General features: G+C 67.0%; 17 protein-coding genes. 7 read left to right on the top strand and 10 right to left on the bottom strand.

All coding sequences use genetic code 11. From position 1 onward, the window contains the following. Positions 1-34 precede the first annotated feature (34 nt). The 4 genes from OM960_RS02930 to folK form a co-directional block, all read right to left on the bottom strand. Positions 35-703, bottom strand: coding sequence for a DUF2062 domain-containing protein (locus OM960_RS02930; RefSeq protein WP_263335853.1), 669 nt, complete (start codon positions 701-703; stop codon positions 35-37). Between the two features lie 21 nt (positions 704-724). Then, positions 725-2,845 (bottom strand): RelA/SpoT family protein, encoded by a 2,121-nt coding sequence (locus OM960_RS02925; RefSeq protein WP_263335855.1) that lies wholly within the window; start codon positions 2,843-2,845, stop codon positions 725-727. 30 nt (positions 2,846-2,875) lie between these two features. Further along, positions 2,876-3,229: a DNA-directed RNA polymerase subunit omega gene (rpoZ, locus tag OM960_RS02920; protein WP_263335858.1), complete on the bottom strand. Its 354-nt coding sequence runs from the start codon at positions 3,227-3,229 to the stop codon at positions 2,876-2,878. 80 nt (positions 3,230-3,309) lie between these two features. Continuing rightward, positions 3,310-3,897, bottom strand: a complete 588-nt coding sequence (gene folK / locus OM960_RS02915) for a 2-amino-4-hydroxy-6-hydroxymethyldihydropteridine diphosphokinase (protein WP_354003539.1) — start codon at positions 3,895-3,897, stop codon at positions 3,310-3,312. Between the two features lie 103 nt (positions 3,898-4,000). Here folK and OM960_RS02910 point away from each other — a divergent pair, with 103 nt between their 5' ends. The 5 genes from OM960_RS02910 (at position 4,001) to OM960_RS02890 (ending at position 7,294) form a co-directional block, all read left to right on the top strand. Continuing rightward, the gene (locus OM960_RS02910) at positions 4,001-4,573 is read left to right on the top strand and encodes a LabA-like NYN domain-containing protein (protein WP_263335864.1); all 573 of its coding nucleotides are present in this window, start codon (positions 4,001-4,003) and stop codon (positions 4,571-4,573) included. Positions 4,574-4,677: 104 nt separating this feature from the next. Further along, positions 4,678-5,625, top strand: coding sequence for a 4-hydroxy-3-methylbut-2-enyl diphosphate reductase (gene ispH, locus OM960_RS02905; RefSeq protein WP_264771034.1), 948 nt, complete (start codon positions 4,678-4,680; stop codon positions 5,623-5,625). Further along, the gene (locus OM960_RS02900; protein ID WP_264771033.1) at positions 5,622-6,215 is read left to right on the top strand and encodes a class I SAM-dependent DNA methyltransferase; all 594 of its coding nucleotides are present in this window, start codon (positions 5,622-5,624) and stop codon (positions 6,213-6,215) included. The genes ispH and OM960_RS02900 overlap by 4 nt, the downstream gene beginning before the upstream one ends. Continuing rightward, positions 6,208-6,687, top strand: a complete 480-nt coding sequence (rnhA, locus tag OM960_RS02895) for a ribonuclease HI (protein WP_264771032.1) — start codon at positions 6,208-6,210, stop codon at positions 6,685-6,687. Before OM960_RS02900 ends, rnhA begins: the two co-directional genes overlap by 8 nt. Further along, positions 6,674-7,294, top strand: a complete 621-nt coding sequence (locus OM960_RS02890; protein WP_264771031.1) for a trimeric intracellular cation channel family protein — start codon at positions 6,674-6,676, stop codon at positions 7,292-7,294. The genes rnhA and OM960_RS02890 overlap by 14 nt, the downstream gene beginning before the upstream one ends. Here the strand turns inward: OM960_RS02890 and OM960_RS02885 are convergent. The 5 genes from OM960_RS02885 to def (OM960_RS02865) all read right to left on the bottom strand — a co-directional run bounded on the left by OM960_RS02885 (position 7,291) and on the right by def (OM960_RS02865) (position 10,149). Next, on the bottom strand, positions 7,291-7,533 hold the full coding sequence (locus OM960_RS02885; protein WP_264771030.1) for a GlsB/YeaQ/YmgE family stress response membrane protein: 243 nt from the start codon (positions 7,531-7,533) through the stop codon (positions 7,291-7,293). The genes OM960_RS02890 and OM960_RS02885 overlap by 4 nt on opposite strands. A 75-nt stretch (positions 7,534-7,608) precedes the next feature. After that, positions 7,609-8,058 carry a YybH family protein gene (locus tag OM960_RS02880; protein ID WP_263335879.1) on the bottom strand — a complete coding sequence of 150 codons (450 nt, stop codon included), beginning with the start codon at positions 8,056-8,058 and terminating at the stop codon, positions 7,609-7,611. Positions 8,059-8,163: 105 nt separating this feature from the next. Further along, positions 8,164-9,060 carry a methionyl-tRNA formyltransferase gene (fmt, locus tag OM960_RS02875; RefSeq protein WP_264771029.1) on the bottom strand — a complete coding sequence of 299 codons (897 nt, stop codon included), beginning with the start codon at positions 9,058-9,060 and terminating at the stop codon, positions 8,164-8,166. 67 nt (positions 9,061-9,127) lie between these two features. Then, positions 9,128-9,631: a peptide deformylase gene (gene def, locus OM960_RS02870; protein WP_263335883.1), complete on the bottom strand. Its 504-nt coding sequence runs from the start codon at positions 9,629-9,631 to the stop codon at positions 9,128-9,130. After that, the gene (gene def / locus OM960_RS02865; RefSeq protein WP_264771028.1) at positions 9,628-10,149 is read right to left on the bottom strand and encodes a peptide deformylase; all 522 of its coding nucleotides are present in this window, start codon (positions 10,147-10,149) and stop codon (positions 9,628-9,630) included. The genes def (OM960_RS02870) and def (OM960_RS02865) overlap by 4 nt, the downstream gene beginning before the upstream one ends. 98 nt (positions 10,150-10,247) lie before the next feature. On the opposite strand from def (OM960_RS02865), the gene OM960_RS02860 reads away from it, so the two are divergent. Then, positions 10,248-11,420, top strand: a complete 1,173-nt coding sequence (locus OM960_RS02860) for a MalY/PatB family protein (RefSeq protein ID WP_264771027.1) — start codon at positions 10,248-10,250, stop codon at positions 11,418-11,420. Further along, positions 11,417-11,965: a L,D-transpeptidase family protein gene (locus OM960_RS02855; protein ID WP_263335889.1), complete on the top strand. Its 549-nt coding sequence runs from the start codon at positions 11,417-11,419 to the stop codon at positions 11,963-11,965. Before OM960_RS02860 ends, OM960_RS02855 begins: the two co-directional genes overlap by 4 nt. Positions 11,966-12,033: 68 nt before the next feature. Here the strand turns inward: OM960_RS02855 and OM960_RS02850 are convergent, their stop codons facing one another. Then, complete coding sequence (locus tag OM960_RS02850; RefSeq protein ID WP_263335892.1) at positions 12,034-12,384, bottom strand: hypothetical protein; 351 nt, start codon at positions 12,382-12,384, stop codon at positions 12,034-12,036. Positions 12,385-12,510 lie beyond the last annotated feature (126 nt).

Raw genomic sequence — 12,510 nt, 5'->3', positions numbered from 1 at the left:
CGCCCCCGCGCTGTGAACGGCCGATATGTGACGGTTACGATTCCCGCTCCGCCTTCTCGTGCCGCTCCTCGACGCGGGCGTGGAGCTTGGCCTTGAGCTTCTCGAACCGGTCCTTGAGCCGCTTGCGGCGGTGCTTCTGATAGGCGGCGATCAGCGGCTCCGACAGGTAGTAGCAGGCCACGCCGGCCACGATACCGGGCAGCAGGCCGCCGACGAGATAGGGCAGGAACACTTCGTTCCAGAAATTGTAGAGCCCGTGCCAGCGCGTCGTCTCCGGCGTGAAGATGGCAATGAAGTTATGCTTCAGATCCTTGCCCGCATCGGCGAACTTGCCGAAGAGAGTCGCGTGCTGGGTCTCGTCGAAATCGGTGCCGAGGATCAGGTGACCGAGCTTCATCGAGGTGAAGGCGATAATCGGAAAGGTCAGCGGGTTGCCGAAGAAGGTACCGAGGAGCGCCGCGAGGATGTTGCCGCGAACCGCCTTGGCAACAAGCGCCGCGCCGATGAAGTGGAGACCAAAGAGCGGCGTGAAGCTGATGAAGACGCCCGCGCCCACGCCACGCGCGATCCGGTCGGCGCGGTCGGGCAGTCGGCGGACGCGGTGCTTGACGTAGTGGAAGGCGCGGGTCCAGCCGCCGCGCGGCCACAGGGCCTCGGCTAGGATCCTGAGGTAAGACCTCGGATTGCGGCGCTTGAAGACCAATTCCCGTTCCCCTTCCGCCCCTCAGGGCTTGCGACCGAGGTCGCGGTAACGCTCCACTTGCGCAACGTCGCTTTCCGCCTCCAGCGCGGTCAGCACCATGTGCAGATGCTCGGCATCCCTTAGATCGACTTCCACAATAAGACGGTAAAAATCCGGCTTTCTGTCGACGAAAGTCAGATCGGAGATATTGGCCTTCTGCTCGCCGATCAAGGTGCAGATGCGCCCCAGCACACCCGCGTCGTTGGCAATCGTGAGGTTGAGGCTGACGGAATGGACCGGGGCATGACGGCCCGAATGCCAGCGCAGGTCGACCCAGCGGGCCGGTTGCTCCTCGAACTCGGCAAGCGCGGGGCAGTCGATCGCATGGACGACGACGCCTTGGCCGCGATAGGTGATGCCGACGATGCGCTCGCCCGGCACCGGCTGGCAGCAGTTGGCGCGGCGGAAGGACTGGTCGGCCATCAGGCCCACGACCGGGCGGCGGGCGTCGACCTCCTCGACGGGCTGGGTCGCGAGCTCGGGATAGATCGCCTCGATCACCTCGCGCGCGGTCAGTTCTGCGCTGCCAAGGCGTGCCAGAACCTCGGTCTCGTCGGAGAGCCCGAGCGTCTTCGCCGCAGTCCTGAGCGCCTTTTCGGTGGCCTTGCGGCCGTGATGCTCGAAGGCGACGCGCGCGAGTTCCTGGCCGAGCTTGACGAACCGCTCGCGGTCCTCTTCGCGCAGGCTGCGGCGGATCGCCGACTTGGCGCGCCCGGTTACCACGATGTCGATCCAGGTCGCCTGCGGGCGCTGGCCGGTGGCGGTGATGATCTCGACCGACTGGCCGTTCTTGAGCCGGGTCCAGAGCGGCACCCTGATGCCGTCCACCTTGGCGCCGACCGTCGAATTGCCGATCCGCGTGTGGATCGAATAGGCGAAGTCGATCGGCGTCGCGCCCTTCGGCAGCTGCACCACGTCGCCCTTCGGCGTGAAGCAGAAGACCTGGTCGGAATACATCTCGAGCTTCACGTTCTCGAGGAACTCGTCGTGATCCTCGCCATTGTCGAAGCGTTCGGTCAGCGAGGCGATCCACTTCGCCGGATCGACCGCGAACGGGTTCCGCGCCCGCTCGCCGTCGCGGTAGGACCAGTGCGCGGCGACCCCGGCCTCGGCGACCTCGTGCATCTGGCGGGTGCGGATCTGCACTTCGACGCGCTTGCCGTCGCGGCCCGAGACGGTCGTGTGGATCGAGCGGTAGCCGTTCGATTTCGGTTGGCTGATGTAGTCCTTGAACCGTCCCGGCACCGCCCGCCAGCGGCGGTGGATCGCGCCGAGAATGCGGTAGCAGTCGGCCTCGTTGCGGCAGATCACCCGGAAGCCGTAGATGTCTGAGAGCCGCGAGAAGGCGAGCTGCTTCTCCTGCATCTTGCGCCAGATCGAATAGGGCTTTTTGGCCCGTCCGAAGACATCGGCCTCGACGCCCTCCTTCTCCATCTCTGCGCGAATGTCGGCGGTGATCTTGTGGATCACGTCGCCGGTTTCCTTCTGCAGCGTGATGAAGCGGCGGATGATCGAGGAGCGCGCCTCGAGGTTGACGACGCGGAACGAGAGATCCTCAAGCTCCTCGCGCATCCACTGCATGCCCATCCGGCCGGCGAGCGGCGCGAATATGTCCATCGTCTCGCGCGCCTTGCGAACCTGCTTCTCATGAGGCAGCGACTTGATCGTGCGCATGTTGTGCAGCCGGTCGGCGAGCTTGACGAGGATGACGCGCAGATCCTTCGACATCGCCATGAACAGCTTGCGGAAGTTCTCTGACTGCTTCGATGCCGTGGACGAAAGCTGCAGATTGGTCAGCTTGGTGACGCCGTCGACAAGCTCGGCGATATCGGTGCCGAACCGCTCCTCGATCTCGGCATAGGTCGACTTGGTGTCTTCGATCGTGTCGTGCAGGAGCGCGGTGACGATCGAGGCGTCGTCGAGCCGCTGCTCGGTCAGGATCGCCGCAACGGCGACGGGATGGGAGAAGTAATCCTCGCCGGAATGGCGCTTCTGCCCCTCATGCATTTCCCGGCCGTAGTCGTAGGCACGGCGAATCAGGTCGGCATTGGTACGGGGATTGTAATTGCGGACCAGCGCGATCAGGTCTTCGACATCGATCATTCCGGTCCGCGCGCCTCGGCTAGAGTGGGCTCAGCCCTGCCCCTGCGCTTCCATCAGCGCCCGGAGCAGTTTCTCCTCCGACATATCGTCGGCCTCGGGCCGGTCGACCTCGGCACCCATCAGGAGCGCCATCGAATCTTCCTCGGGCTCGTCGACCTCGATCTGGGTCTGGTTGCTTTCGATCATGCGCTCGCGCAGGTCTCCGGCGGTCTGGGTCTCGTCGGCGATCTCGCGCAACGAGACGACGGGGTTCTTGTCGTTGTCGCGGTCGATCGTGAGCGGGGCGCCGGCAGCGATCTCGCGCGCCCGATGCGCGGCGAGCATCACCAGCTCGAACCGGTTCGGAACCTTGTCAACGCAGTCTTCAACCGTCACGCGGGCCATTCGGAGCTCCAATCGGATTGGGAGATATGGAGCCCGCTATTTAGGCGCTCCGCTCCCCCTTGACAAGCGAAGTTTCCCTGTCAAAGCGGGCAAATCTCCGCTTTCTCGGCCTCCGGCAGGGCATCTGCCATCTCTGCCACGCTTTGCCCCGTCGCCGGATGGCGCCAGCCGGGCGCGATCTCGGCGAGGGGAATCAGCACGAAACCGCGATCCTGCAGCCGCGGATGCGGCAGGATCAGCCGGTCCGGCGCCTCGGCGCGCTGACGCTCGGGCGGCAGCCCGACCCAGGCGGCCTGGGTCTCCGGATCGGGCGCGACCCGGTCGCCGAGCCACAGCAGGTCGAGGTCGAGCGTGCGCGCACCCCAGCGCCGCAACCTCTCGCGACCGTGGCGCGCCTCGATCTCGTGCAGCACGGCGAGCACCTCCTCTGCCGCGAGGCCGGTTTCCACGATTGCCGCGGCATTGACGAAGTCCGGGCCCGAACCGGCCGGGAAGGCCGGGGTGCGGAAAAACCGCGACACAGCGGCGAGCGGCCCGATCCGCCCGGCGATCTCGCGGAGCGCCGAAACGAGCGTTTCGGACGGATCGCCAGACGGTGATGGCTCGTTGCCTCCGAGCGCGATTGCTGCTAGCCTATCCTTTTGGACAGATACCCTTTTTTGTGTCACTCTGTCTAAGTCCTAAGCAAGGGGAAGAACGTCGTCGTAGGTCCAGTTTGCCCACCCAAACGTTTAATGGATCATCGGCGGCGATATTTGAGAGGACCCATTGATGTTCTACAAGGACGAACGGCTCGCGCTGTTCATTGACGGATCGAATCTATACGCGGCCGCCAAAGCACTCGGATTCGACATCGACTACAAGCTCCTTCGTCAGGAGTTCGAGCGCCGCGGAAAGTTGTTGCGCGCATTCTACTACACCGCACTGCTCGAGAACGACGACTACTCACCGATCCGGCCACTCGTCGACTGGCTCCACTACAACGGCTTCACCATGGTGACGAAGCCCGCGAAGGAATACACCGACAGCCAGGGCCGGCGGAAGGTCAAGGGCAACATGGACATCGAGCTCACGGTCGATGCGATGGAGCTTGCGCCGCGCGTCGACCATATCGTGCTGTTCTCGGGCGACGGCGACTTCCGCCCGCTGGTCGAGAGCTTGCAGCGCCAGGGGGTTCGGGTCTCGGTCGTCTCGACGATCCGCTCGCAGCCGCCGATGATCGCTGACGAGCTGCGCCGTCAGGCCGACAACTTCATCGAGCTCGACGCGCTCCGCGAGGTAATCGGTCGCCCCCCGCGCGAGACCCGCTTCGAGCGCGAGGAAGCGACCGCGAGCAACGGCTGACAACGGATCCGGGGCCTCCGTGCCCCGGTTTCATCTTTCCGGGGCTGGACGCGAGACGCCGGGCCGCATAGGTCTGTGGCGCACGTCGAGCCGCGGACCCTGCCATGCCCAAGCCCCTCACCCTTTATCTCGCCGCGCCGCGCGGCTTCTGCGCGGGCGTCGACCGCGCGATCAAGATCGTCGAGATGGCGCTCGAGAAATGGGGTGCGCCGGTCTATGTGCGCCACGAGATCGTGCACAACAAGTTCGTCGTCGACGGGCTCCGCGCCAAGGGCGCTGTCTTCGTCGAGGAGCTCGACGACTGCCCCGCCGACCGCCCGGTGATCTTCTCCGCCCACGGCGTGCCGAAATCGGTTCCGGCCGAGGCCGAGCGGCGCGCGATGACCTATGTCGATGCCACCTGCCCGCTGGTCTCCAAGGTCCATATCGAGGCCGAACGACATTTCCAGAACGGGCTCCAGATGGTGATGATCGGCCATGAGGGCCATCCCGAGACACTCGGCACGATGGGCCAGCTTCCCGAGGGCGAGGTGCTGCTGGTCGAGACGGTCGCGGACGTGGCTCGGATCGCCCCGCGCGATCCCGAAAGGCTCGCCTTCATCACCCAGACGACGCTTTCGGTCGATGACACCGCCGGAATCGTCGCGGCGCTGAAGGCGCGGTTCCCCGCCATCGTCGGGCCGCACAAGGAAGACATCTGCTACGCCACGACCAACCGCCAGGAGGCGGTCAAGGCGATCGCGGCGAGGATCGACGCGCTTCTCGTGATCGGCGCGCCGAACTCCTCGAACTCGAAGCGCCTCGTGGAAGTTGGCCGAGCCGCGGGCTGCGCCTATGCCCAGCTCGTGCAGCGCGCCACGGATATCGACTGGCGCGCGCTCGACGGTATCCGCGCGGTCGGCGTGACCGCGGGCGCCTCGGCGCCGGAAGTGCTGGTGAACGAGGTGATCGACGCATTTCGCGACCATTTCGACGTGACCGTGGAACTCGTGGAAACCGCGCGCGAGCGCGTCGAGTTCAAGGTGCCGCGCGTGCTGCGGGAACCGGCATGAGCGCCGACGAACGTACCCTGGCCGTCTACGACGCGAAGGCCGCGGACTATGCCGCACGGTTCGCCGCGGAGCGCCCCGACCGGCACCTCGCGGGCTTCATCGCCGCACTGCCGAAGGGCGCGCGGGTGCTCGACCTCGGCTGCGGCCCGGCCGATGCCTCGGCCTTCATGCGCGCGGCCGGCCTCCTCCCCGATCCGGTCGACGCCGCCCCGGCAATGGTCGCGCTCGCCAACGCGCGCCACGCGATCGGCGCCCGGCTGGCGACCTTCGACGATATCGACGCGATCGCGGCCTATGACGGCATCTGGGCGAACTTCTCGCTGCTCCACGCGCCGCGCGCCGACCTGCCGCGCCACCTCGCCGCGCTGCACCGGGCGCTGACAGCGGGTGGCCTCCTCCATATCGGCATGAAGACCGGCACCGGCGAGGGGCGCGACACGCTCGACCGGTTCTACACCTATCTCGGCCGCGACGAGCTTCTCGGCCTGCTCGCGGCGGCGGGGTTCACCGTCACCGACACCGACGAGGGCGTCGAGACCGGCCTCGCCGGAACGCCCGACCCCTGGATCATCGTCCGCGCCCATGCCTGAGCTCTTCGCCTATACCGACGGGGCCTGCTCCGGCAATCCCGGCCCCGGCGGCTGGGGCGTCCTGATGATCGCCAAGGACGGCGAGACCGTGCTCAGGACCCGCGAGCTGAACGGGGGCGAGCCGGAAACCACCAACAACCGGATGGAGCTGCTGGCCGCGATCTCGGCCTTGGAGGCGCTGACGCGCGCCTCTGTGATCACCGTCGTCACCGACAGCGCCTATGTTAAGAACGGCGTGAGCCAATGGATCCACGGCTGGAAGCGCAACGGCTGGAAGACCGCCGACAGGAAGCCCGTGAAGAACGTCGATCTCTGGCAAAGGCTCGACGCGGCGCAGGCGCGGCACAAGGTGCGCTGGGAATGGATCAAGGGCCATGCCGGCCACCCCGAGAACGAGCGCGCCGACGAGCTCGCGCGGGCGGGGATGAAGCCCTTCAAGCCAAAGAAGAAGGCCGCCAATGACGGTGCTTGAGCTTCTCGACTACGCCTCGGTCTTCATCTTCGCGCTGACCGGCGCGCTGGTGGCGAGCCGGGCGCAGCTCGACATCGTCGGCTTCGGCTTCGTTGCGAGCCTGACGGCCGTCGGCGGTGGCACGCTGCGCGACGTGATCCTCGACCGCAACCCGATCTTCTGGGTCGCCGAGCCCGCCTTCGTCGCGGTCGCCATCGCCGCGGCGGTGCTCGTCTTCTTCACCGCCCATCTCTTCGAAAGCCGGCTCACGGTGCTGACCTGGCTCGACGCCTGCGCGCTCGCCGTCGCGGTCCCGGCGGGAACGGGCGTCGCGCTGGCGCTCGGCCAGCATTGGGGAATCGTGCTCCTGATGGGGGTCGCGACCGGCTGCTTCGGGGGATTGATGCGCGACGTCGTGTGCAACGAGGTGCCGCTGGTCCTGAAGCAGGGCGAGCTTTACGTCACCGCCGCCTTCGCCGGCGCCTCGGCCGCGCTTCTCGCGACCGGGTTCCTGCCGACCGGGCTCGCGCTCCTGGTCTGCGCCGGCGTGACCTTCACGCTCCGCGCCGGGAGCCTGGTCTTCGGCTGGAGTCTACCGGTCTACAAGTCGCGTCCGCCGCGCCGCTAGCGGCCCTTCGGCCCGTAGCTCCGCCACAGCCAGATCAGAGCCATCGCACCGAGCACGGCCCCGACGAAGCCGCCGAGCCAGCCCGAAACCATCAGGATGAACCGGATCACCAACCCGCCGGCGAGCGCACCGAGCACACCGATCGCCACGGTCGAGACCGGATCGGCCTCGATCCCCATCAGCCGGGTCGCGATGAAGCCCGCCGCCGCCCCGATGATGATCAACCCGATAATCGCCATGCCGACCTCCGTCCCGCCACGCACTCCAATATGGGGCGCGGCCGGCCGGAAGTGAATGGCGCCGGCTTCCGACGCTCAACCGGCCGGATCGGCGTTCCAGATGTCCCAGTGAAGGTTCCAGGCCCCGGCCTCGTCGCGCTTCCAGATAACGATATACTTGCCGGCGACGGACTGCATGCCACCGTTTCCGTCCGGAACCGAGAGCGTGAACGTCCCGATCTCGTTGGCCATGTCGCCCGCGAGGTCGAGCGTCACCGTGGTCAGGTCGAGATCGGTGGCCCCCGCCTCGATGAAGCCCGCCCACAGGGCTTCGGCGCCCTCGCGCCCGTTCACCATGGCCATGTCGGGCGGCATGAGCACCGCGTCGGCGGAGTAGAGTGCGGCAACCCCAGCCGCGTCGCCGCCGTTGAATGCGGCCTCGAAGGCGGCATTGCGTTCCCCGATGGCGGCACCGTCATCCGCCCAGGCGAGTGTCGGAACGAGGATTGCCCAGACGAGGGCAAGGTTGCGTGTGGTCGTCTTCATCGGCCCCTCCCATTATCGGTCTGCCCGGAACTCCGACTCGGAGCCCGGGCACATGACAGGCGGCAAGCATACAACAGACGACCCGAGGGTCCGAGCGCAACCGCCTCAGCCAAGCCGGTCGGGAAGCGTCAGCCCGCGCAGGATCTCCGCCGCCAGCATCGGCTTCTTGCCCTCGCGCTGAGCCTCGAGGATCTCGACCGCGCCGGTCCCGCAGGCCACGGTGAAGCCTGAAAGCACCGCGCCCGGCGCGCCCGCGCCAGTCGCCAGCCGCGACCGCAGAAGCTTCACCCGCTCGCCCGCGATCTCGCACCAGGCGCCAGGAAACGGCGAAAGCCCACGGATCTGCCGGTCGACGTCCTCTGCCGCGCGGCTCCAGTTCACCCGCGCCTCGGCCTTGTCGATCTTGGCGGCATAGGTCACGCCCGCCGCCGGCTGCGGCTCGGCCACGAGCGCATCGAGCCTCGCCAGCGCCTCGACGATGGCCCGCGCCCCCATCGCCGAAAGCCGGTCATGCAGTTCCGCCGTCGTCTCCTCCGGCCCGATCGCGGTGCGCTCGCAGAGCAGCACCGGCCCGGTGTCGAGCCCCGCCTCCATCCGCATGATGCAGACGCCGGTCTCGGCGTCGCCCGCCATGATCGCCCGGTGGATCGGCGCCGCCCCCCGCCAGCGCGGCAGCAGCGAGGTATGGATGTTGAGACAGCCCCTCGCCGGCGCGTCGAGCACCGCCTGCGGCAGGATCAACCCATAGGCCACGACCACCGCGACATCGGCCCGAAGTGCGGCGAACTCCGCCTGCGCGTCCGCCCCCTTCAGGTTCACCGGATGACGCAACGTCAGGCCCAGCGCCTCGGCCCGCGCCTGAACCGGGCTCGGCCGGTCCTTCTTGCCGCGACCGGCGGGGCGCGGCGGCTGCGTGTAAACGCAGACCACCTCATGCGCGGCATGCACCGCCTCCAGCGCGGCGACGGAAAACTCCGGCGTGCCCATGAATACGACGCGCATGCCCCGCCCCTTCTTCATTGCCCAAATACCCCGCGGGGGGTCCGGGGGGCGCGAAGCCCCCCGGCCGCTATCCGCGCTTTCTCAGCTTCTCGGCCTTGGCGACCAGCATCTTGCGGCGCATGGGCGAGAGGTGGTCGAGATACATCTTGCCATTCAGATGGTCGATCTGGTGCTGCACTGAGGTCGCCCAGAGCCCGACGAAATCGCGCTCCTCCAAGTCGCCCGCCGCGTTAAGGAATCGCACCGTCACCGCCCGCGGCCGCTCGATCGAGGCGAAGACGCCGGGCAGGTTCGGGCTCGCCTCGTCATGGCGGCGAAGCTGGATCGAAGCGTGGAGCACTTCCGGATTGGCCATCCGCACCGCCTGGCCGCGCTTGTCCGAGCAATCGACGACGGCGAGCCGCAGCATGATCCCGATCTGTGGCGCGGCGAGCCCGTAGCCCGGCATCGCATCCATCGTCTCGACCATGTCGTCCCAGATCATGCCGATCGTCTCGGTGACGGCGGCAACCGGCTCGGCCGGGGTCCGGAGCCGCTTGTCGGGATAGGGAACGAAGGCCCTGACCGTCACAGCCGCGCCTGCTCGCGCTTAAGCTTCTGCATCTTGCGGGTGATGAGCTGGCGCTTCAGCGGCGTCAGGTAGTCGATGAAGAGCTTGCCATCGAGATGGTCAATCTCATGCTGGACGCAAGTCGCCCAGAGCCCGTCGAACCGCTCCTCCTCAGCCGTGCCATCGAGCGTGAGCCACCGCACCGCGACCTCCGCCGGACGCGTCACCTCGGCATACTGCTCGGGGATCGACAGGCAGCCCTCCTCGTAGGTGTTCAGCGCCTCCGAGGACCAGGTGATCTCGGGGTTGATCAGCACCATCGGCTTCGGCGCCGCGTCGGGATCCTTCACGCAGTCCATCACCAGGATGCGCTTCATCAGCCCGACCTGCGGTCCGGCAAGGCCGACCCCCGGCGCGTCATACATGGTCTGGAGCATGTCATCGGCGGCCCTGCGCAACTCGTCCGTGATGTCGGTCACGAGGTCGCAGCGCTTCTTCAGGCGCGGGTCGGGATGGATCAGGATCGGGCGTATCGTCATGCGGCTGATTTAGGCCAAGCCCGTGCCGCGCGCAATGCCCGCCTCTTGCGCCCGGCGCGGCGATCACTAACCTCGCGCGCGGACCAGAGGGGCATTCCATGAAATTCGACGAGATCATCGACTTCCGCGGCAAGCACACTTCGAAATGGGACACGATGGAGAAGAACCTCGGCGTCGCGCCCAAGGACGGGCTCGCCATGTGGGTTGCCGACATGGAGTTCCGCCAGCCACAGGGCATGATCGACGCCGTCAAGCGCGCCGCCGACAACGCGCTCTTCACCTATTTCGGCGATGCCGGCGACTACAACGCCTCGATCCAGTGGTGGATGCGCGAGCGTCACGGCTGGGCGGTCGACGAGAAGGCGATCTTCACCACCCACGGCCTCGTCAACGCGGTGTCGATGTGCCTTGAAACCTACACCAGCCCCGGCGACGGCGTGGTGATCTTCACCCCCGTCTACCACGCCTTCGCCCGCGTGATCCGCGCCAATGACCGGCGGCTCGTCGAATGCCCGCTCGCGATCCGGGACGGCGTCTACCAGATGGACTTCGACACCTGGGACGCGCAGATGACCGGCACCGAGAAGATGGCGATCCTCTGCTCGCCGCACAATCCCGGCGGCCGGGTCTGGACCCGGGCCGAACTGCAGGGCATGGCCGATTTCGCCAAACGCCACGACCTCATTCTGATCTCGGACGAGGTCCATCACGACCTCGTCTATCCCGGCCAGAAGCACATCGCGATGCCGCTCGTGGATTCCTCGATCGCGAACCGGCTGATCGTGCTCACCGCGACGTCGAAGACCTTCAACGTCGCGGGCATGCATTGCGGCAACGCGATCATCCATGACGAGGGCCTGCGCGCGGCCTATGCCAAGCGCATCCATCAGCTCTCGGTCTCGCCGAACTCGCTTTCGATGCACATGACCCCGGCGCTCTACTCGCCCGAGGGCGCGGCCTGGGTCGACGAGCTCACCGCCTATCTCGCCGGCAACCACCGGCTCTTCCTCGACGGGATCAACGCGATTCCGGGTCTCAGGATGTTGCCGATGCAGGCCACCTACCTCGCCTGGGTCGATTTCTCTGGTACCGGCATGATGCGCGAGGAATTCGCGGCCCGCGTCGCCGGCGACGCGAAGATCGCGGCCAGCCCCGGCCCTGTCTTCGGGGCGGGCGGTGAAAGCTTTTTGCGCTTCAACATCGCCATGCCGCGGGTGCGGATCGCGGACGCCGTGGAGCGGATGCAAAGGGCGTTCGGCGACCTGCAATGAGCTGGCTCCGGCGGATCTTCCAGCTCACCCTCCTCATGATGGCGCTGGCGCTCGGGATGCTCGCACTCTACCAGCACCGCTTCCCGGCGCCACCAGCGCCGCCCCGGCCGCTGCCACCCCTCACCGGCACGATCGATCGCATCCTGATCGAGAAATCCGCCCGCCGCCTCACCGTCTTCCGCGACGGGGAGGCGCTGCGCAGCTACGGGATCGCGCTCGGCTTCGCGCCCGAGGGCGACAAGATCCGGCAGGGCGACGGCAAGACCCCTGAAGGCCGGTTCCGCATCAACCGGCGAAACGCCGCCAGCGCCTTCCACCTCTCGCTCGGCCTCGACTATCCCCAGCAGAACGACCTGATCCGCGCCGCGGCGGGCGGCTATTCCCCCGGCGGCGACATCTTCATCCACGGCCAGCCGAATGCGCTCTTCGGCAAGGCGACCCTGCGCCACGACTGGACCGAGGGGTGCATCGCACTCGCCGATACCGAGATCGAGGAACTCTGGCGCATCGCACCGATCGGCACCACGGTCGAGATCCGACCCTGACCGCTCCTTCATCTTGCCCGACATATCCCGACCGGCGGCATCCCAAGCGGAGCTGGGCGACCGGCCGATCACTCGCCCGGCAAATACCCCACCGGCGCGTTCTCGTCGCGCACATAGTCGAGCGCCGGACGGTCCCGGGCCACGGTCGAGCGCTTCATCGTGCAGATCAACTCGCCCTCCTCGACGCCCGAAGCGACGATCAGGCACTGGTACAGGTGGCGCGGACCGTCATAGATATCCACGAGCCCCCTCAGATGGACAACCTGATCGGCATCGAGCGCGAACCCGGTCTCCCAGAACCGCAGAATCGGGTAAACGTCGTCGCCCGCGAACACCCTCAGCCGCGCGCGCCTGCGCAGATCCCGCTTGCGGGCTTCGTCCAGCCCGGCCCGGACTTCCTTTGGCAGATAATCAGTCATCACACATCTTCCCCCTCGTGCCAGCATGACCCATCAGCGCCGAAAATCAAGTTAACCATTTGAGTTACAAGGAAAGGGTCACAAAGCGTCGCGTTGCGGTCACGATACCGCGGCGACGTAACGGGA

The sequence above is a fragment of the Defluviimonas salinarum genome, from assembly GCF_026013545.1.
Classification (GTDB): Bacteria; Pseudomonadota; Alphaproteobacteria; order Rhodobacterales; family Rhodobacteraceae; genus Albidovulum; species Albidovulum salinarum.
Note: the sequence above shows the minus strand (reverse complement) of the source record. Positions and strands in the feature narration are given on the sequence as shown.

Excerpts from the sequence above, each read along its gene's own strand:
- def (WP_264771028.1), bottom strand. The coding sequence starts at position 10,149 with ATGACGATACGCCCGATCCTGATCCATCCCGACCCGCGCCTGAAGAAG.
- OM960_RS02850 (WP_263335892.1), bottom strand. The coding sequence starts at position 12,384 with ATGACTGATTATCTGCCAAAGGAAGTCCGGGCCGGGCTGGACGAAGCC.
- rnhA (WP_264771032.1), top strand. The coding sequence starts at position 6,208 with ATGCCTGAGCTCTTCGCCTATACCGACGGGGCCTGCTCCGGCAATCCC.
- OM960_RS02885 (WP_264771030.1), bottom strand. The coding sequence starts at position 7,533 with ATGGCGATTATCGGGTTGATCATCATCGGGGCGGCGGCGGGCTTCATC.
- fmt (WP_264771029.1), bottom strand. The coding sequence starts at position 9,060 with ATGCGCGTCGTATTCATGGGCACGCCGGAGTTTTCCGTCGCCGCGCTG.
- ispH (WP_264771034.1), top strand. The coding sequence starts at position 4,678 with ATGCCCAAGCCCCTCACCCTTTATCTCGCCGCGCCGCGCGGCTTCTGC.
- OM960_RS02900 (WP_264771033.1), top strand. The coding sequence starts at position 5,622 with ATGAGCGCCGACGAACGTACCCTGGCCGTCTACGACGCGAAGGCCGCG.
- rpoZ (WP_263335858.1), bottom strand. The coding sequence starts at position 3,229 with ATGGCCCGCGTGACGGTTGAAGACTGCGTTGACAAGGTTCCGAACCGG.
- OM960_RS02925 (WP_263335855.1), bottom strand. The coding sequence starts at position 2,845 with ATGATCGATGTCGAAGACCTGATCGCGCTGGTCCGCAATTACAATCCC.
- OM960_RS02880 (WP_263335879.1), bottom strand. The coding sequence starts at position 8,058 with ATGAAGACGACCACACGCAACCTTGCCCTCGTCTGGGCAATCCTCGTT.
- OM960_RS02890 (WP_264771031.1), top strand. The coding sequence starts at position 6,674 with ATGACGGTGCTTGAGCTTCTCGACTACGCCTCGGTCTTCATCTTCGCG.
- OM960_RS02860 (WP_264771027.1), top strand. The coding sequence starts at position 10,248 with ATGAAATTCGACGAGATCATCGACTTCCGCGGCAAGCACACTTCGAAA.
- OM960_RS02855 (WP_263335889.1), top strand. The coding sequence starts at position 11,417 with ATGAGCTGGCTCCGGCGGATCTTCCAGCTCACCCTCCTCATGATGGCG.
- OM960_RS02910 (WP_263335864.1), top strand. The coding sequence starts at position 4,001 with ATGTTCTACAAGGACGAACGGCTCGCGCTGTTCATTGACGGATCGAAT.